The following is an 18,133-nucleotide window of genomic DNA, read 5'->3' as shown; positions in this document are numbered from 1 at the left end:
ACCCTTCAGGCCGCGGGAGGCGCCAAGCGCTCGACGGCCGCGGCGATCTCCAGCAGGGCGCGGTCGGCGCCGTGGCGGGCGACGAGCTGGACCCCGACCGGGAGCCCGTCGGGGGTCCGGCCGAAGGGCACCGAGACGGCAGGGCAGCCGGTCACGGTGATCAGGTACGCCGAACGCATCCAGTCCAGGTAGGACGCCATCGGGACGCCGTCCACGGTGGCCGGGAACTCCTGGTCGGCCGGGAACGGCGGCACCTGCGACACCGGCAGCACCAGCACGTCGTGCTCGGTGAAGAACTCCCGCATCCGCTGGGCGAGCGTCGTGCGGCGCTGGTACGCGACGGCGACGTCAGCGCCGGTCAGCGCCTCGCCTGCCCTGATGTTCGCGGCCAGCGAGGCCTTGAACTCCTGCGGGTGCACGGCGAGCTGCATGCCGAACCGGGCCTGGAAGTGCCAGGCGCGCAAAGTGCGGAAGCACTCGTCGGCGCCGGTCAGGTCGGGCGCGGTGCCCGAGACCGCCGCCCCGGCGCCGGCCAGTGCGTCACCGGCCGCCTCGACGACCGCGGCGACGGAGCGGTCCACGGTGAACGCGCCACCGAGGTCGGCCGACAGCGCCACGCGCAGCCCGGCGAGCGGGACCGGGCGCAGCGGCGGGGCGAAGGTCTCCCCCGGGTCGCCCAGGGCGTGCGGGGCGCGCGGGTCCGGACCGGCGAGCACCGACAGCAGCAGCGCGGCGTCGTCGGCGGTGCGGGCCATCGGGCCCCCGGTCGACGTGGTCTCCCACATGTTCGACGACGGCCACTCCGGAACCCGTCCCCACGAGGGGCGCAACCCCACGACCCCGCAGAACGACGCCGGGTTGCGCAGCGAACCGCCCATGTCCGAGCCCTCGGCCAGCGGGACCATCCCGGCCGCCAGCGCGCACGCCGCGCCGCCGGACGACCCACCCGCGGACCGCGTCGGGTCGTGCGGGTTGACCGTGGTGCCGAAGACGCGGTTGAACGTGTGCGAACCGGCCGCGAACTCCGGCACGTTGGTCTTGCCGATCGGCACCACGCCGGCGGCCCGGATGCGCTCGACGATCAGGTCGTCGGTGTCGGGGACGTGGTCGGCGAACAGCGGCGAGCCGTAGGTCGTCCGCCACCCCGCGACGGCGTGGGTGTCCTTGAACGCGAACGGCAGCCCGTGCAGCGGCCCGACCGGCGCACCGGAGGCCAGCCGCTCGTCGGCGGCGGCGGCACCCGCCCGCGCGCGCTCCACGTCGAGGGAGACGACGGCGTTGAGCTCGGGGTTGCGGGCCTCGATCCGGGCCAGGTGCAGGTCCATCAGCTCGCGGGCCGAGATCTCCCGGGCGCGCAGCGCCGCGACCTGCTCGCGGGCGCTCGAGGCGACCGTGACGGTCACCGCGACCGCACCAGGACGGCCCCGACGCCGGTGGGTCGGTTAGGGCTCATGGGTGGTGCTCCTCCGGGCCGGACGGGTCCGGCGTCGCGGCGCCGGCACGTCCCGGCATCCTGCCACCGCATCCGCGCCCGGCGCGGGGACGTGTCAGACCCGGCGCAGCAGCCGCACGACCACCGTGGTGATGATCAGCCACAGGATCGCGGCGACCCCGTAGTTCAGCGTGACGGCCATCTTGGGCTGGGACGGGGTGAACAGGTCACCGAGACCGAGGTTCAGCTGGGCCGCCCAGGAGGACACGAACTCGGTGAGGAAGTTCGCCGGGTTGGCGTCGAGCAGGGTCAGCACGATGTGCGCGACCAGGATGGCCACGATCACCAGGCCCACGATCCGCACGATCGTCGCGATGATCCCCATGCCCTGCCGCACGGTCGTACCCACGGTTGCCGCCATCACAAACCCCTTCGTCACGGACGGCGTCATGGTTGCACCGCCGCATCCTCACTGCCCTTCCAACGAGGGGAAACGCCGCTGGTTGTGATCACTTCGTTGCGAGCCGGGGCTCGGGGGCCGGGTTCGACCGTGCGGGTGGCGACTTGCCGCGCAACGGGGGTTCGGGTCTACGGTAGGAGACATGGCGCGCCTGCTCCTTCGCCGCCGCGGCGGGGTCTGAACCGACCGGCCCCTCGTCGCGGGGTTTCGCGTGTCCGCCGGTCGCCACGACGGCACGACGACGGAGCATTCCCGTGACCACCTCTCCCGACGCCTACGAAGCCCGCGCCCGCAGCAACGTCCGCACCCCCGAGGGCGCGCCGCACGCGACCCAGCCCGCCTGGAACCGGCAGCGCGGCTCGCAGATGCCGGTCCACCGGTACAAGCCCTTCCATCAGCTGGTCGAGCCGGTCTCGCTGCCCGACCGCACCTGGCCGGACAAGGTCATCGACACCGCGCCGCTGTGGTGCGCGGTCGACCTGCGTGACGGCAACCAGGCACTGATCGACCCGATGAGCCCGCTGCGGAAGCGGCGCATGTTCGACCTGCTGGTACGCATGGGCTACAAGCAGATCGAGGTCGGCTTCCCGGCGGCGAGCCAGACCGACTTCGACTTCGTCCGCGAGATCATCGAGCAGGGCGCGATCCCGGAGGACGTGCAGATCCAGGTCCTGACCCAGGCCCGCCCGGAGCTGATCCAGCGGACCTTCGAGGCCTGCGAGGGCGCGCACTCGGCGATCGTCCACCTCTACAACTCGACGTCGATCCTGCAGCGCCGGGTCGTCTTCCGCTCCGACCGCGCGGGCATCACCAAGATCGCCACCGACGGCGCGGAGGAGGTCAGCAAGTTCGCCGAGAAGTACCCGGCGACCGACTGGACCTTCCAGTACTCCCCGGAGTCCTACACCGGCACCGAGCTGGAGTACGCCGTCGAGATCACCAACGCGGTGAGCGCGATCTGGCAGCCGACGCCCGAGCACCCGATGATCGTCAACCTGCCGGCGACGGTCGAGATGGCGACGCCGAACGTCTACGCGGACTCCATCGAGTGGATGCACCGCAACCTGGCCCGCCGCGACTCGCTGGTGCTGTCGCTGCACCCGCACAACGACCGCGGCACCGGCATCGCCGCCGCCGAGCTGGGCTACCAGGCCGGAGCCGACCGGATCGAGGGCTGCCTGTTCGGCAACGGCGAGCGCACCGGCAACGTCGACCTGGTCGCGCTGGGCATGAACATGTTCACCCAGGGCGTCGACCCGCAGATCGACCTCTCCGACATCGACGAGGTCCGGCGCACCGTCGAGTACTGCAACCAGCTGCCGGTCCACGAGCGCCACCCGTGGGGCGGCGACCTGGTCTACACCGCGTTCTCCGGCTCCCACCAGGACGCGATCAACAAGGGCTTCGCCGCGATGGAGGCCGACGCCGCGGAGGCCGGTCACCCGGTCGCCGACCACACCTGGGAGGTCCCGTACCTGCCGGTGGACCCGAAGGACATCGGCCGCACCTACGAGGCCGTCATCCGGGTCAACAGCCAGTCCGGCAAGGGCGGCATCGCCTACATCATGAAGACCGAGCACCAGCTCGACCTGCCGCGCCGGCTGCAGATCGAGTTCAGCCACGTCATCCAGGCCTTCACCGACACCGAGGGTGGCGAGGTCGAGCCCAAGGCCATGCGCGACGCGTTCGACGTCGAGTACCTGGGCCGCGAGACCCCGCTCAAGCTGGTGCGCCACCGCGTCCACAGCGACGGCGAGGGCCGCGACGAGATCGTGGCGACCGTGCGCGTCGAGTCCGACCTGCACGAGATCGCCGGCTCCGGCAACGGACCGATCGCGGCGTTCGTCGACGCTCTGGCCGGGATCGGGTTCGACGTGCGGGTGCTCGACTACCACGAGCACGCGATGGGCGGCGGTGACGACGCCCGCGCCGCGGCCTACGTCGAGTGCGCCGTCGAGGAGAAGGTGTTCTGGGGCGTCGGGATCGACAGCTCGATCACCAGCGCCAGCCTCAAGGGCGTCGTGAGCGCGATCAACCGCGCCCTGCGCTGAGTCCGCGCACCCCGCCCTGCCCCCAGGGTCACTCTCGTAGCGCTCTAAGCCACGAAAGTTCCCCTGGGGGCACCGCAGGGGAACCGCGAGGGCACCGCGGGGCCGGGGCTCAGCGGCCGATCGCGTCGCCGAGGGTGATCTGCCGGTCGGGATCCCGCGGGCCGGTGTCCGGTGCGGCGGCGGCCTCGGCCTCGTCCGCGGTCACCTCGTGCGGGATGATCCGCCCGTCGCGGACGGCCTCGGCGTGGTGGCAGGCGACCCGGTGCCCCGAGGTGTCGCCGTCGAGCACGCGCAGCTGCGGGCGCTCGGTGGAGCACCGGTCGTCCTGGCGCCACGGGCAGCGGGTGTGGAACCGGCACCCGGACGGCGGCGCGGCGGGCGAGGGCAGGTCCCCGGACAGCAGGATCCGCTCGCGGGTGTCCTCCACGGTCGGGTCCGGCTGCGGCACTGCCGAGAGCAGGGCCCGGGTGTAGGGGTGCAGCGGGCCGTCGTAGAGCGCGCGGGCGGGCGCCTCCTCCACGATCGACCCGAGGTACATCACCCCGACCCGGTCCGAGACGTGCCGCACGACGGCCAGGTCGTGCGCGATCACCAGGTAGGTCAGGCCGAGCTCGCGCTGCAGTGAGCGCAGCAGGTTGAGCACCTGGGCCTGCACCGACACGTCCAGCGCCGAGACCGGCTCGTCGGCGACGACGAGGTCGGGCTCCACGCACAGGGCCCGGGCGATCCCGATGCGCTGACGTTGCCCGCCGGAGAACTCGTGCGGGTAGCGGCGCAGTGCGGACTCGGGCAGCCCCACCGCGCGCATGAGCTCGGCGAGCCGGTCCGGACCGGCCTCGATCCCGTGCGCGGCCAGGCCCTCGCGCAGCAGCGACCCGACCGACTGCCGCGGGTCCAGGCTGGACATCGGGTCCTGGAACACCATTTGGAACCGGCGGCGCATCCGGCGCAGCGGCTCCCCCTTCAGCGCGGCGACGTCGGTGCCGTCGAAGGACACCGTGCCCGCGGTCGGCTCGGTGAGCTTGAGGATCGCCCGCCCGAGGGTCGACTTGCCGCAGCCGGACTCGCCGACCAGTCCGTAGGTCTCGCCGCGCTCGATCCGCAGCGAGACGCCGTCGACGGCCCGGACGTGCCCGACGGTGCGCTGCACGAGCACACCCCGGGTGATCGGGAAGTGGACCTGCAGGTCCTCGACCTCCAGCAGGGGGCTCATGCCGTCGCTCCGATCGGCTCGGGATTGTGGCAGCGCAGCAGCCGGCCCGCCTCGTCGTCGGCCACCGGGGTGACCGAGGTGCAGGTCTCCAGCGCCCGCGGGCAGCGCGGCGCGAACGCGCAGGCGTGGTCCCAGGGCAGGTTGTCCGACACCGACCCGGTGATCGCGGGCAGCTCCGCGGCGGGGTCGGAGTCCAGCCGCGGGATCGACCGGATGAGCCCCGAGGTGTACGGGTGACGCGGTCCCCCGAACAGGGCGTGCCGCTCGGCGCGTTCCACGACCCGGCCGCCGTAGAGGACGTTGACCCGGTCGCAGAGCCCCGCGACGACGCCCAGGTCGTGCGTGATCATGATGAGTGCCGTTCCCGTCTCGGCGACGAGCTCGCGCAGCAGCTCCAGGATCTGGGCCTGGATGGTGACGTCGAGGGCGGTGGTCGGCTCGTCGGCGATGAGCAGCTTCGGCCGGCAGGCGAGCGCGATCGCGATCAGCGCGCGCTGGCGCATCCCGCCCGACATCTGGTGCGGGTAGGCCGACACGCGTCGTGCCGGGTCGGGGATGCCGACCCGCTCCAGCAGGGAGACGGCCTCCGTACGCGCCTCGTCCTTGCTCATCCCGCGGTGCCGGGTGAGCGCCTCGGTGATCTGGACACCCACCGGGACGACCGGGTTCAGCGACGACAGCGGGTCCTGGAAGACCATCCCGATGTCGCGGCCGCGCCGCTCGCGCAGCTCGGCGTCGGACAGGGTGAGCAGGTCGACGGACTCGTCCCCGGAGGAGAACTGCACCGAGCCGCCCACCCGGGGGGTGCGGCCCGGCAGCAGTCCCATGATCGCCAGGGAGGTCACGGACTTGCCGCAGCCGGACTCGCCGACCAGGCCGACGACCTCGCCGGGACGGACGTCGAACGACACCCCGTCGACGGCGACGACGTCGGCCTCACCCCGCCGCACGAAGCGCACGGACAGGTCCTGGACCTGCAACAACGGGTTCATCGGAGGTGTGGTCATCTCCGGCCTTTCGGGTCGATGGCCTCGCGCAGCGACTCGCCGAGCAGCGTGAACCCGAGCGCGACGACGATGATCGCGATCGCCGGGTAGACCGCCAGTCCGGGCCGGACGTCGAGGTAGGGCTGCGCGGAGGCGAGCATCAGGCCCCACTCGGCGCGGGCCGGGTCGGCGTCGCCGAGGCCGAGGAAGGACAGCGCGGCCGCGTCGAGGATCGCCGTCGCCAGGGTCAGCGTGGCCTGCACGATCACCGGGCCGATCGCGTTGGGCAGCATGTGCCGCAGCACGACCGCCCGTCGCTTCACGCCGAGCGCGGTGGCCGCGAGGACGTGGTCGGAGTCGCGCTGGGCGAGCATCGACCCGCGCAGCAACCGCGCGAAGATCGGCACGTTCACCAGGGCGACCGCGATGATGACCGTGGTCTGGCTGGGCCGGGCCGCCAGCGCCGCGACCGAGATCGCGAGCAGCAGCGACGGGATCGACAACAGCACGTCGGTGACGCGCATCAGGACGGTGTCGATCCAGCCGCCGAACGCTCCGGCGAGCACGCCGATGACCAGGCCCGCGGCCAGCCCGAACACGGTGGCGAGCACGCCCACGAGCAGGGTCTGGCGCGACGCCAGGATCAACCGGGAGAACTCGTCGCGGCCGTTCTGGTCGCTGCCGAGCGGGAAGCCGGGCTGCGGTCCGGGGATCGAGCCGGGGCGCAGCTGGTCGAGCAGCTGCGGGAACGCCTGCGCCGGGTCGTGCGGGGCCAGCAGCGGCGCGAACACCGAGACCAGCACGAACACCCCGATGATCACCGTCCCGACGATCGCGGTGGGGCTGCGGCGCAGCCGGCGCAGTGCGTCCGCGGACAGGCTGCGGCCGGCGGTGTCGTCGATCCGGTCCTTCCGCCGCTGCGCCCAGGTGGTCGGTGCGCTCATCGCAGCCTCACCCTCGGGTCGATCACGGCGTAGGACAGGTCGACGAGCAGGTTGACCAGCACGTAGATGAGTGCGCCGAGCAGCACCACGGCCTGCAGCCGCGGGTAGTCACGGCGCTCGATGCCCTCGGCGATCAGGGTGCCGATGCCGGGCCGGTTGAACACCTTCTCGGTCAGCACCGCACCGGCGAGGAGCAGGCCGGTCTGCAGACCGATCGTCGTCGAGACCGGCAGCAGCGCGTTGCGCAGCACGTGCCGGCCGCGGACGGTGCCCGGCGCGAGCCCCTTGGCGTTGGCGGTGCGGACGAAGTCGGACTCCAGCACGTCGAGCACCGAGGCCCGGGTGATCCGCACGATGACGGCGAGCGGGATCGTGGCGAGGGTGACGGCGGGCAGCACGAGGTGAAGCAGCGAGTCCCAGCTGGCGTCGAACTCGCGGGTCAGCAGGCCGTCGAGGGTGGGGAAGCCGGTGACCGAGGTGGCGTCGATGCCGGTCGACTGCAGCCCGGACGGCGGGAACAGGCCGAGGTCGACGGCCAGGAACTGCTTGAGCACGTAGCCGAGGAAGAACACCGGCACGGCGACGCCGACCAGGGTGCCGACGATGGTCAGGTTGTCCCAGATCCCGCCGCGGTGGCGGGCGGCGAGGTAGCCCAGCGGGATCCCGAGGGCGACGGCGAGCAGCAGCGCCGACAGGGACAGCTCGATCGTCCCCGGCAGCGCGCGGCCGAGCTCGGTGATCACCGGGTCACCGGTGACCAGCGAGGCGCCGAAGTCGCCGGTCAGCGCCCGGCCGAGGTAGTGCAGGTACTGGATCGGGATGGGCTGGTCCAGGCCCAGCGTCTTGTTCAGTGCCGCGATCGACTCCGGGGTCGCCTTGTCTCCGAGCAGCGCACCGGCCGGCCCGCCGGGCAGCGAGCGCAGCCAGGCGAACAACAGCACGGACAGGATGAGCAGCGTCGGGACGACCTGGAGCAGGCGGCGCGCGACGAAGCGCAGCATGCGTGGATGTCCTCAGTGGTGGGAGGCGGGACACGCGACCGGGCGCCGCGGGGTCTCCGCGGCGCCCGGGGCACGGTCAGTTCTTGCTGACGGAGACGAAGCGCTCGTCGGTCAGCGGCGACGGGATCACGCCCTGCACGTCCGGTCCGACGACGATCGCCGGGCCGGTGGTCAGGATCGGCACGGCCGGCAGGTACTTGGCCATGATGTCCTTGTTCGCCTGCTGGTACGCGGCGGCGTGACCGGCCGGGTCCGGGATGGAGTCGGCCTTGGCCAGCTCGGCGAACATCGCCGGGTCCTGCGGCCCGAACTCGGCCTTCTCCCGGCCGAAGAACGTGCCGACGAAGTTGCCGGCGTCGTTGTAGTCGCCGGTCCAGCCGAGCATGTGCAGGTCGTGCTTGCCCGCCTTCTGGACGTCGTCCTTGTAGCCGCCGTTCCACGGCCGCGCGACCGGGTTGACCGTGATGCCGACGGCCTTCAGGTTCGCCGACATCGCCGAGAACAGGTCCGCCGGGTTCGGCATGTAGGGCCGGGTGATCTCGGTCGGGTAGTAGAAGTTCAGCGTCAGGTTCTGCGCGCCGGCCTCGGCGAGCAGCTGCTTGGCCTTCTCCGGGTCGTACGGGTACTGGGTGACGTCGTCGGCGTAGCCCGCGACGGTCGGCGGCACGAACTCCTTAGCGACCGCGGAGCCCTCGGGCATCTTGGTGCGGACCAGCGACTCGCGGTCGATGGCGTACGCGAGCGCCTGGCGGACCCGCAGGTCCTTGAGCTTCGGGTTGTTCTTGGTGTTGATGCCCATGTAGAGCAGCGAGAACGGCTGGCGGATCAGCACCTGGTCACCCTGGTCCTTCAGGGTCTGGTAGTCCGCCGGGGACGGGTAGTCGTAGCCGTCGATGGTGCCGGCGGCCAGCTCCTGCTTGCGGGCGTTCTCGTCGGGAATGATCTTGAAGATGAGCCGGTCGAGCTTCGCCTTCTCGCCCCAGTACTGGTCGTTGCGGACCAGGGTGATCGTGTTGTTCGCCTTGTCGAAGCTCTCGAACTTGAACGGCCCGGTGCCCGTCGGGTGCTCGTTCGCATAGGCGGGGTAGGTGAAGGAGTCACCACTCTGGGTGACGGCGTCGGCGTCGTACTGCTCGAGCGCCGCCGGGCTGGAGATCGAGAACGACGTGAGGCCGAAGGCGGCCGGGAACGCGCCCTTGAACTTGTTCAGCGCCAGGACGGCGGTGTTCGGGCTCTGCGCCGTGCAGGACTTGTACAGCGGGGCACCCGAGGCGTCGCCCTCGTTCTTGGCGAAGCCCTCGAAGACGTCGCCGTAGTAGATCATCTGGCTCTGCGCCGCGGCGCCGGCCATGTTGAACCAGCGGTCGAAGTTCGCACAGACCGCCGTCGCGTCGAGCGGCGTGCCGTCGTGGAACGTGACGCCCTCGCGGAGGGTGAACGTCCAGGTCTTGCCGTCCGGCGTGGACGTCCACTCGGTGGCCAGGCCGGGCTCGAGTTCGGTGGTCCCGGGCTTATAGGTGATCAGCGTGTCGAACATCTGCCGGGCCGGGCGGAAGCTCTCGCCGTCGTCGTTGAAGATCGGGTCGAAGTTCTTCGGCGCGCCGGCGGCGCCGAACACGAACGTCCCCCCGGCGGCGTCACCACCCGCTCCGCGCTCCGAGCTCGCGCAGGCGGTCATGCCCACTGCGAGCACGCCCGCCATGACCGCCGTCATCCACCGTCTGCGCATTCCGGTCCCCTCGTCGGCAGAGGTGTCCTCCCGATGTGTGCGCGAGGACCCCTGATGACGGGGAAACCTATAGCGGTCCGTTACCAACCGGTAGACCCTTGCGTCACGATAGTGCTACGAACTGGTACGCACGTCCCGTTCGTCCGGACCGTCGTCGACGGCCGACCGGTGCGCGTCCCGGTGGCCCGACACCGCGGCCCGCGAGGCGTCCTCGTCGAGCGCGGCGGCCCGGACCTCGTCGAAGACCTCGCGGTAGGTGCGCAGGTCGGCGGGCGACTCCAGGAACGACTCCCCCGCGTGCCCCTCGGTGTGGACGACGTCGGGGCCGAGCTCGTCGGGGACGGTCAGGATCGCGAAGCGGCCGGCGTGCGCCCGCTGCGGTCCGGCGCCGAACGGGAGCACGCGCAGCGTCACGTCGGACAGGCCCGACAGCGTGAGCAGCCGGTCGAGCTGCTCGGCCATCACCGCGGGGCCGCCGGTCGCGCGGGCGAGCACGGCCTCGTCGACGACGGCGTCGAACACCAGCGGCGGCGTCGCGGTGAGCGCCTCGTGGCGACGTCCGCGCAGCCGCACGAGCTGGTCGATCTCCCAGTCCGCACGCCCCGGGAGCCGGGCACGCAGCGCGGCGTGTGCGTAGGCGGGCGTCTGGAGCAGCCCGTGCAACACGGTCAAATCGAACGCGGCGACGGCGGTCGCGTCGGACTCGGCGGCGGCGTAGCGCCCTGGCGACGGCAGGAAGTGCGGGTCGCTGCGCAGGCCCTCGGTGAACGGCTCCCACCAGCCGCGGGTGCGGCTCTCGGTGACGAGCCGCTCGAGCATCTCCGCCTCGACCCCGGCGACCCCGCCGTAGACCTCGACCAGCGCGGCGACGTCGGCCGGGCGCGGCACCCCCTTGCCGTTCTCCAGCCTGCTGATCTTCGACGTCGAGCAGCCCACGCCGCCCGCGGCGTCCTCCAGCTTCAGACCGGCGTTGACGCGCAGCCTGCGCAGTTCGGCACCCAGCCGTCGTCGCGCGCCGGTCGGCTCCTGCTCCACCTCGCGCCCCCTCCGTGGCCCCGCCGTGCAATCTACAGTTCTGTGCAATTCCCTGTGCCTGCAATTGCACGGCGACGTGTCGTCGTGCATCCTGGAATCACCCGGACGTGACGGCGGCCACACCGGCCGTGTCAACCGGGGACCACGGACCGACCGCGACACACGAAGGGAGATTGACATGATCCGCAGGACGCAGGTGCCGCACACAGGCACGCACCACAGCGCCCGTACCGGGCGGTGGTCGCCGTGATCGCGCTGGTGGCGGTGGCCCTGGCCGGGCTGGCCATGCTGGTCGTCTCGGCGATCGTGATCGGGGTGACCGACCGGCGCCAGAGCGAGGCGTGGCGCCGGATCGCCGAGCAGCGACGCCGGGAGTGGGAGCGCAGGCAGCGCCAGCTCCACGGCCGGCCGCACCACGTGGACGCGTGGGGCGACGAGGACACCGACTGAGGCTCGCCGAAGGAGTATCGATACCGACTGAGGCTCGGCCGAAGGAGTATCGATACCGACTGAGGCTCGGCCGACGTCGTATCGATACCGACTGAGGCTCACCGAAGGAGTGTCGATACGGCTGACGCCGCTTTCGGGACCCACCAGGAAGGACGGCGCAGCGGCGGGGGGTTGCTGCGCCGGGTGGCCGGCCACGACCGGGACGACACGCCCGGGACGGGCCGGCCCGTTCCGTGTCCGGGGGCTAGAGGGCCCGCCGGCCGGCGAGCGCGCGGCCGAGCGTCATCTCGTCGGCGAACTCCAGGTCGCCGCCCATCGGCAGGCCGGACGCGAGCCGCGTGACGCTCAGGCCCGGGAAGTCGCGCAGCAGCCGGACCAGGTAGGTCGCGGTCGCCTCGCCCTCGGTGTTGGGGTCGGTCGCGATGATGACCTCGGAGATCTCGGTCTCGTCGGTCGCCGGACCGGTGCCGCCGAGGCGGGCGAGCAGCTCGCGGATCCGCAGCGTGTCCGGGCCGATCCCGGCCAGCGGGTCGAGCGCGCCGCCGAGCACGTGGTAGCGCCCCTTGAACTCCCGGGTCCGCTCGACGGCCAGGACGTCCTTGGGCTCCTCGACCACGCACACCAGCGTCGGGTCGCGTCGTGCGTCGGAGCAGTAGCGGCAGCGGGTGTCCGACGCGACGTTGCCGCACACGTCGCAGAACGCGACGCCCTGCTTGACCGTCTGCAGGACTTCCTGGAGCCGGTTGATGTCGGCCGGGTCCGCGGCGAGCAGGTGGAACGCGATGCGCTGGGCGCTCTTCGGACCGACCCCGGGCAGGCGCCCCAGCTCGTCGATCAGGTCCTGGACCGGTCCTTCGAACACCTCAGGCGCCCGGGAGGCCCAGGCCGCCCATGTCGAGACCGCCGGCGAGCGGACCCATCTTCTCCTGCTGCAGCTCCTGCGCACGGCGGACCGCGTCGGCGAGCGCGCCGGCGACGAGGTCCTGCAGGGTCTCGACGTCGCCGGGATCCACGACCTTCGGGTCGATCCGCACCGAGCGCGGCTCCAGGCCCGCGGTGACGGTGACCTCGACCAGCCCGTTCCCGGCCTGGCCGGTGACCTCGGCGGTCGCGAGCTCGGCCTGGGCCTGCTGGAGCTGCTGCTGCATCTTCTGGGCCTGCTGCAGGATCATCTGCATGTCGGGCTGACCGGGTTGCACGCGTACCCCTCGCTGTCGGGTCCGGCTCGCGCGATCGGGGGCTTCCCCGGCGCGACCGGCGCGGACGTGTCCTTCTCCCAGGGTAGACGTGTCAGGCTGACCGACCGTGCGCGCCCTGATCCGTTCCGCCACAGCCGTCCTCCCGGCCGTCGTCGCGCTGCTGTGCGCCGGCTGCGGCGCAGCGGCGCCGGCTCCGCCCTCGGTCGACGCGACCCCGGTACCCGCCGCGACGACCCGTTCGCTGCCCACCACCCCGGCGCCGGTCCCCGCCCCCGTCGTGCTGCTCGACCCCGGGCACAACGGCGGCAACGCCGCGGCCCCGGCCGCGGTGAACCGGCCGGTCCCCGACGGGCGCGGCGGGACCAAACCGTGCAACACGACCGGCACATCCACGAACGCCGGCTACGCCGAGCACACCTTCACCTGGGACCTGGCCGGGCGGGTGCGGTCCCGGCTGGAGGCCGCCGGTGTGCGGGTGGTGCTCACCCGGCCCGACGACGACGGCGTCGGCCCCTGCGTCGACGCCCGCGGCGCGGCGGGCGGCCGGGCCGGTGCGGCGCTGGCCGTGTCGCTGCACGCGGACGGCGCGGCGGCCTCGGCCGCCGGGTTCCACGTCGCCTACGCGGAGCCCACGGTGCACGGGACCGGATCGGCGTCGCTGCGCCTGGCCACCGGGCTGCGGGACGCGCTGCGCTCGGCCGGGTTCGCGTCGGCCGGTTACACCGGCCGCGACGGGCTCGACGGCCGCGAGGACCTGGCCGGCCTGAACACCTCGACCGTGCCGACCGCGCTGGTGGAGGCGGGCAACATGCGCAACGCCGACGACGCCGCCGTGCTCACCGACCCCGCCGGGCGGGACCGGATCGCGGCGGCGGTGGCCGCCGCGGTGCTGGCACAGCTGCGCGGCTGAGCACCTGTGCCGCGGCCACGACCCGTCCGGGCCGGGGGTCAGCGCGGGTCGATCGCCCGGGCCCCCAGGTGCGAGGTGAGGATCTCCAGCGCGGCGGCCTCGGGGTCGCGACGGGCGCCCGGCGACGCCGCCTCGGCCGCGGCCTCGGCGAGCATGTCCTCCTCCTCGGCGGCCTGGTTCCGTACCGGGGCGGGTCGTGCGCCCGGACCGTCGCCCCCCTGCGGTCCGGCATCACGAGGGTCCGGCGGTGCGTCCTCCGGCGGCGGCTCCGGCGGCAGCGGGACGTCGGAGTCCCCCGCGGGACCGCGGGTGGGCCGCCCGCCCTGCTCGCGCTGCGGGGCGTCGCGCTGGGAGGGGCGCTGCGGCACCGCCCGCTGCGCGCGTTCCGGTGTGGCGGCGCGACGCGCGGTCGCGGCCTCCCCGGTGTCGCAGTGGACCCGCCACTGGACCCCGAGGACGGCGCGCAGCGCATCGGCGATCACGTCGGTGTTGCGCGCCTCGGACAGCCGCCGGGCCAGCGGCGGGGCGCCGATCGCGAGGACCAGGGTGTCGCCGTCGACCGCCCGGACGGTGGCGTTGACCAGCAGCGCCTCGGTGCTGCGGCTGCGCTGACGGACAGCGGCGAGGATCTCCGGCCAGACCCGGCGGACCGCCGTCGCGTCCAGCGAGGACGCCGACGACACCGGCTGCGCCGACTCCGGCGGTACGGCGTCGGCGGGGGCGCCGTCGCGGGGCGGGGCGGGGCGACGGGCTGCGGCCTCCTGCGCGGCGGGCTCCTCGGCCCCGCCCGCTCCCGGCCCGTCCGCCCGGCGACCGTCCGCCGGCCGACCCTCTGCGGCCGGGCCGTCCGTATCCGGGCCCTCGGCAGCAGGTCGGTCGGCAGCCGGGCCGTCCACCGGGGCCGGGCCGGCGGTCGCCGGGGCGCGTTCCGCGGAACGCTCCGCGCCGGACTCCGCACCGGCGGAGGGAGCAGCGGGCCTGCCCGAGGACGCCGCCTCCGTCGCGGCGCCGCCCGGCCCGCGTGGTCCGGTCGCGGCCTCGGCGTGGGGCGCCGTGGCGCCCGCCGGACGGTTCCCGGCATCCGCGGACGCGGGGCCACGACCGGAGGGCTCACCGCCCCGGTCGTGGGCGTCGCCGCCCCGGTCGTGGGCGTCGCCGCCCCGGTCATGGGGGCCGTCGCTCTGGTGCGCGCCGGGGGCTGCGGCCGGGGCGGCAGCGGTGGCCGTGGCCCGGCCGTCGTTGCGTTCCGCGGAACGCGCCGCGCCCGCCTCCGGTCCGGTCCCCGCCGGCTCCGGGACGGCGGGTGCCGGGGCGGTGGGTGACGGGACGGGCCCGGCCGGCCGCGGCGGTGCCGGGGCGGGCACGGCCGTCGGCGCCCCTGCCTCGCGTTCCGCGGAACGCGACGGTGCGCCGCCGGTCGGCTCCGGGGTGGCCGGGCGCTCGCTGGGCCGGACGAACCGCTTGGCGGCTCCGCCGTCGTCGGCCGGGCCGGCGGGGCCCGGCGCGATCGCGTTGCGCCGCTCGATGCGCTCCAGGCGTTCGAGCAGCCCGCCGTCGGAGGTCGTGGCCGCCGGGAGCAGCATCCGCGAGACCAGCAGCTCCAGCAGCAGCCGCGGGGCGGTCGCCCCGCGCATCTCGATCAGACCCTGGTGCAGGATCTCGCCGTAGCGGGTGAGGGTGGCCGGGCCGAGCCGGGCGGCCTGGTCGGCCATCCGGGACAGCTCGTCCGCGGCGCCGTCGACCAGTCCCTGCTCGGCGGCGTCCGGCACGGCCTGCACGAGCATCAGGTCGCGGAAGCGCTGCAGCAGGTCCGAGGCGAAGCGACGGGGGTCGTGCCCGGCCTCGACGAGCCGGTCCACCGCGCCGTAGACGGCCGCGCCGTCGGCCGCGGCGAGCGCGTCGACGGTGTCGTCGATCAGGCCGGAGTCGGTCACCCCGAGCAGCGCGACCGCGCGCTCGTAGGTCACACCCTGCGGCCCGGCGCCGGCGAGCAGCTGGTCCAGCACCGACAGCGTGTCCCGGGCCGAGCCGCCCCCCGCCCGGATGACCAGCGGGAACACCGGCGGCGCGACGGTCACCTGCTCCTCGCCGCAGATCTTCTCCAGCAGCGCGCGCATCGTGCCGGGCGGGATCAGCCGGAACGGGTAGTGGTGGGTCCGCGACCGGATCGTCGGGAGCACCTTCTCCGGCTCCGTCGTCGCGAACACGAAAACCAGGTGCTCCGGGGGCTCCTCGACGATCTTGAGCAGCGCGTTGAAGCCCTGGGTGGTGACCATGTGCGCCTCGTCGACGACGAACACGCGGTAGCGCGACTCGGCGGGCGCGTAGAACGCCCGGTCACGCAGCTCGCGCGCGTCCTCGACACCACCGTGCGACGCCGCGTCGAGCTCGACGACGTCGATGCTGCCCGACCCCTCGGGGGCGAGCGCGATGCACGAGTTGCAGACGCCGCAGGGATCCGGGGTCGGCCCCTGCTCGCAGTTCAGCGAGCGCGCCAGGATGCGCGCCGAGGACGTCTTGCCGCAGCCCCGCGGCCCCGAGAACAGATACGCGTGGTTGATCCGCCCCGCGGTGAGGGCGGTGGCCAGGGGCTCGGTGACGTGCTCCTGCCCCACGACGTCGGCCAGCTTGGCCGGGCGGTACTTGCGGTACAGAGCCAGAGCCACGAGGGGAAGGCTACCCAGGGGGTCCGACACTCCGGGGACCCGCTCGGAGACAGAAGGGGACCCCGCGCACCCGCCAGAGCCTGTTGACCCTTGCTGCCTTCCGGCCCTGGGGGAGTTCACAGGATGGACGCCGCACGGGGTCCACGGACAGTGTGCCACGGACGGCGCCGTCGGGCGGCGAGGGGGCCGCGTCGGATCACCGAGGGCGTCGCGTAACCTCTTTCGCGGAGGATTCGCCTAGTGGCCTAGGGCGCACGCTTGGAAAGCGTGTTGGGAGCAATCCCTCAGGGGTTCAAATCCCCTATCCTCCGCCAGCAGGAAGGCGGAACGCCGGGCACACCCTCGCGGGTGGCCCGGCGTTCGTCGTTCCCGGCCCCGGTCTCCGCGGTGGACGGGCGAGGCGACGAGGTCCGGCATCCCTGCGCACCCTGCGACGGCCCGGCGGCGGACGGGACGTCGAGGCGCTGCGAGGTGGGAAGGCGGTGCTCGATCCGAACCGGGTCCTCCTCAGCGCCGCACTCGGCCTGTGGACGGCGGCACCGCTGATCGCCTTCTTCGCGCAGCTCTCCGCGGGAGTCGGCCTCCCCGTCGTACTGACACCGGCGGCAGGACTCGGCCCGCTCATCGTCGTCGTCCCGGCTGTCGTGACCCGGCACAGCCACTCGGCGATCGGTCCGTTCGACCTCCTCCGTGCGGCGATCGCCGGGGCGGCGCTCGTCGTCTGATCCGGCTTCGACGCGGCTCCCACCGCGATGGTCTTCGCGGTCGGCGCCGACACGGCAGCGGCACTCCCCCACCGTCCGGAAGACCTGGCGCGACCGCCGGCTCCGAGAACCTGGTGTTCCACGTCCTGGTCGGCCTCGGAGCTGCGTTCACGCTCCTGACGCTGCGCAGCGGGGTCCCGCCCGGCTGGGCATTCGCGGTGTACATCCTGGTCCTGTGCCTGCTGCTCATCAGCCTCGTCACGGCACGCAGGCCCTCCGCGCTCGTGTGCTCCGCTCATCGGCTGCAGGGGCACCTGCGGGCACCAGGCGTCCGCTCGGAGCTCGCCGGCGGTCGATCCGGGTCTAGGGTCGACGACGGACCGGCATCGGAGGACCTGCTGGGGGCCGGCCGCGCCGCCGGTCGAGAGCCGTCGTCCCGCCCGGCCGCGCGGTGTCCCGGATACCCGGTCCCTGGATCCTGCCGTCGTGGAGTGAGGTGGGCGATGGACGTCGATGTCCTGCGCTACGTGGTGACGCTCTCCGAGGAGCTGCACTTCGGACGGTCCGCGGCGCGGCACTATGTCGCCGAGGGGCATTTCGGACGACGGATCCGGCGGCTCGAACGGGAGCTCGGTGTCCGGCTGTTCGACCGCACGACGCGCCGGGTGTCGGTGACGCCGGCCGGGGCCCGCGTCATCGCGCACGCCCGCACGACCCTGGCCTCGTTCGACAGCCTGGTCGAAGCCGTTCGCGGCGTGGAGGCCGACGGGCAGGTGCTGCGGGTCGGGGTACTCGGGTTCGGTGTCGCGCACCGATGGCGGACGCTCGTCTCGGGCATCGCCGCCGCGGCACCGGGGGTCCGCATCGAGTACGAGGAGCTCGATCTGATGGACCAGTACGACGCCGTACGGAGCGGCGACGTGGACGTCGGGCTGGTGCACCATCTGGGTGGCCTCGACGGCCTGGTGATGCAGCCGGTGCTGAGTACGCCACGGGTGGCGGTGGTCCCCCGCACGTCGCCGTTGGCCGACGCGGACCGGCTCGTGGAGGCCGATGTGGCGGATCTGCCGTGGCTCCCGATGGCCGGAGCGGACCCCCGGCTCGCCGAGTGGGCGGCGGCGGGCCGGCAGGGCGGGCGGACAGGGCAGGTGATCCGCCGACCGGCCGCGATCCCGACCGCCGTCGCGACGTCCGGGCGGATCGGCCTGCACGGGGCGGTGGCGGTCCGCTACTGCAGCCATCCGGAGGTGGCCTTCGTGCCGCTGGAGGGAGCGCCCGTCGACGTCGCCGTGGCCACCGGCGGGCACGACGACCGCCCGGTGATCCGGGCGGTCCGGGCGGCCGCGGAGGCCA

The 18,133-nt window shown here is 73.4% G+C and carries 15 protein-coding genes, 1 tRNA gene, 1 other RNA gene and 2 pseudogenes; 6 read left to right on the top strand and 13 right to left on the bottom strand.

Annotation, left to right across the window (positions count from 1 at the left end):
- Positions 1–5 precede the first annotated feature (5 nt).
- Positions 6–1,403 carry an amidase gene (locus ATL51_RS18220; RefSeq protein ID WP_301549076.1) on the bottom strand — a complete coding sequence of 466 codons (1,398 nt, stop codon included), beginning with the start codon at positions 1,401–1,403 and terminating at the stop codon, positions 6–8.
- Between the two features lie 144 nt (positions 1,404–1,547).
- Positions 1,548–1,853, bottom strand: coding sequence for a hypothetical protein (locus tag ATL51_RS18215; protein WP_073575761.1), 306 nt, complete (start codon positions 1,851–1,853; stop codon positions 1,548–1,550).
- 293 nt (positions 1,854–2,146) lie between these two features.
- On the opposite strand from ATL51_RS18215, the gene leuA reads away from it, so the two are divergent.
- Positions 2,147–3,943 (top strand): 2-isopropylmalate synthase, encoded by a 1,797-nt coding sequence (leuA, locus tag ATL51_RS18210; protein ID WP_100879317.1) that lies wholly within the window; start codon positions 2,147–2,149, stop codon positions 3,941–3,943.
- A gap of 109 nt (positions 3,944–4,052) precedes the next feature.
- Here leuA and ATL51_RS18205 read toward each other — a convergent pair whose 3' ends face one another.
- The 6 genes from ATL51_RS18205 to ATL51_RS18180 all read right to left on the bottom strand — a co-directional run bounded on the left by ATL51_RS18205 (position 4,053) and on the right by ATL51_RS18180 (position 10,851).
- Positions 4,053–5,156, bottom strand: a complete 1,104-nt coding sequence (locus tag ATL51_RS18205; RefSeq protein WP_073575759.1) for an ABC transporter ATP-binding protein — start codon at positions 5,154–5,156, stop codon at positions 4,053–4,055.
- A complete protein-coding gene (locus tag ATL51_RS18200; RefSeq protein ID WP_301549075.1) occupies positions 5,153–6,163 on the bottom strand; it encodes an ABC transporter ATP-binding protein in 1,011 nt (336 codons plus the stop codon). Before ATL51_RS18200 ends, ATL51_RS18205 begins: the two co-directional genes overlap by 4 nt.
- On the bottom strand, positions 6,160–7,086 hold the full coding sequence (locus ATL51_RS18195) for an ABC transporter permease (protein ID WP_100879315.1): 927 nt from the start codon (positions 7,084–7,086) through the stop codon (positions 6,160–6,162). Before ATL51_RS18195 ends, ATL51_RS18200 begins: the two co-directional genes overlap by 4 nt.
- On the bottom strand, positions 7,083–8,087 hold the full coding sequence (locus tag ATL51_RS18190; protein ID WP_062399555.1) for an ABC transporter permease: 1,005 nt from the start codon (positions 8,085–8,087) through the stop codon (positions 7,083–7,085). The genes ATL51_RS18195 and ATL51_RS18190 overlap by 4 nt, the downstream gene beginning before the upstream one ends.
- A 76-nt stretch (positions 8,088–8,163) precedes the next feature.
- A complete protein-coding gene (locus ATL51_RS18185) occupies positions 8,164–9,801 on the bottom strand; it encodes an ABC transporter substrate-binding protein (protein ID WP_073575755.1) in 1,638 nt (545 codons plus the stop codon).
- Between the two features lie 129 nt (positions 9,802–9,930).
- On the bottom strand, positions 9,931–10,851 hold the full coding sequence (locus ATL51_RS18180; RefSeq protein WP_157818421.1) for a helix-turn-helix domain-containing protein: 921 nt from the start codon (positions 10,849–10,851) through the stop codon (positions 9,931–9,933).
- A gap of 246 nt (positions 10,852–11,097) precedes the next feature.
- Between ATL51_RS18180 and ATL51_RS18175 the strand changes: the two genes are divergently transcribed.
- On the top strand, positions 11,098–11,301 hold the full coding sequence (locus ATL51_RS18175; RefSeq protein ID WP_157818420.1) for a hypothetical protein: 204 nt from the start codon (positions 11,098–11,100) through the stop codon (positions 11,299–11,301).
- 244 nt (positions 11,302–11,545) lie between these two features.
- On the opposite strand, the gene recR is transcribed toward ATL51_RS18175, so the two are convergent.
- Positions 11,546–12,163: a recombination mediator RecR gene (gene recR / locus ATL51_RS18170; RefSeq protein ID WP_062399547.1), complete on the bottom strand. Its 618-nt coding sequence runs from the start codon at positions 12,161–12,163 to the stop codon at positions 11,546–11,548.
- A gap of 1 nt (position 12,164) precedes the next feature.
- Positions 12,165–12,479, bottom strand: coding sequence for a YbaB/EbfC family nucleoid-associated protein (locus tag ATL51_RS18165; RefSeq protein WP_100879312.1), 315 nt, complete (start codon positions 12,477–12,479; stop codon positions 12,165–12,167).
- Positions 12,480–12,606: 127 nt separating this feature from the next.
- Here ATL51_RS18165 and ATL51_RS18160 point away from each other — a divergent pair, with 127 nt between their 5' ends.
- On the top strand, positions 12,607–13,410 hold the full coding sequence (locus ATL51_RS18160) for an N-acetylmuramoyl-L-alanine amidase (protein WP_322789685.1): 804 nt from the start codon (positions 12,607–12,609) through the stop codon (positions 13,408–13,410).
- A 38-nt stretch (positions 13,411–13,448) separates the two neighbouring features.
- On the opposite strand, the gene ATL51_RS29995 is transcribed toward ATL51_RS18160, so the two are convergent.
- The 3 genes and pseudogenes from ATL51_RS29995 to ffs form a co-directional block, all read right to left on the bottom strand.
- Positions 13,449–14,093, bottom strand: coding sequence for a hypothetical protein (locus ATL51_RS29995; RefSeq protein WP_435827765.1), 645 nt, complete (start codon positions 14,091–14,093; stop codon positions 13,449–13,451).
- Positions 14,094–14,459: 366 nt separating this feature from the next.
- Positions 14,460–16,076: pseudogene (locus ATL51_RS29990) on the bottom strand (DNA polymerase III subunit gamma and tau); the annotation flags it as partial.
- A 51-nt stretch (positions 16,077–16,127) separates the two neighbouring features.
- Positions 16,128–16,222, bottom strand: an RNA gene (ffs, locus tag ATL51_RS18150) — signal recognition particle sRNA small type.
- 80 nt (positions 16,223–16,302) lie between these two features.
- Here ffs and ATL51_RS18145 point away from each other — a divergent pair.
- The 3 genes and pseudogenes from ATL51_RS18145 to ATL51_RS18135 all read left to right on the top strand — a co-directional run.
- A tRNA-Ser gene (locus ATL51_RS18145) sits at positions 16,303–16,390 on the top strand.
- Between the two features lie 168 nt (positions 16,391–16,558).
- Positions 16,559–16,801, top strand: a complete 243-nt coding sequence (locus ATL51_RS29085) for a hypothetical protein (protein ID WP_208623022.1) — start codon at positions 16,559–16,561, stop codon at positions 16,799–16,801.
- 482 nt (positions 16,802–17,283) lie between these two features.
- Positions 17,284–18,117, top strand: a pseudogene (locus ATL51_RS18135) (LysR family transcriptional regulator); the annotation flags it as partial.
- Positions 18,118–18,133: the final 16 nt, after the last annotated feature.

This window comes from Pseudonocardia alni, from assembly GCF_002813375.1.
Lineage (GTDB): Bacteria > Actinomycetota > Actinomycetes > Mycobacteriales > Pseudonocardiaceae > Pseudonocardia > Pseudonocardia alni.
Note: the sequence above shows the minus strand (reverse complement) of the source record. Positions and strands in the feature narration are given on the sequence as shown.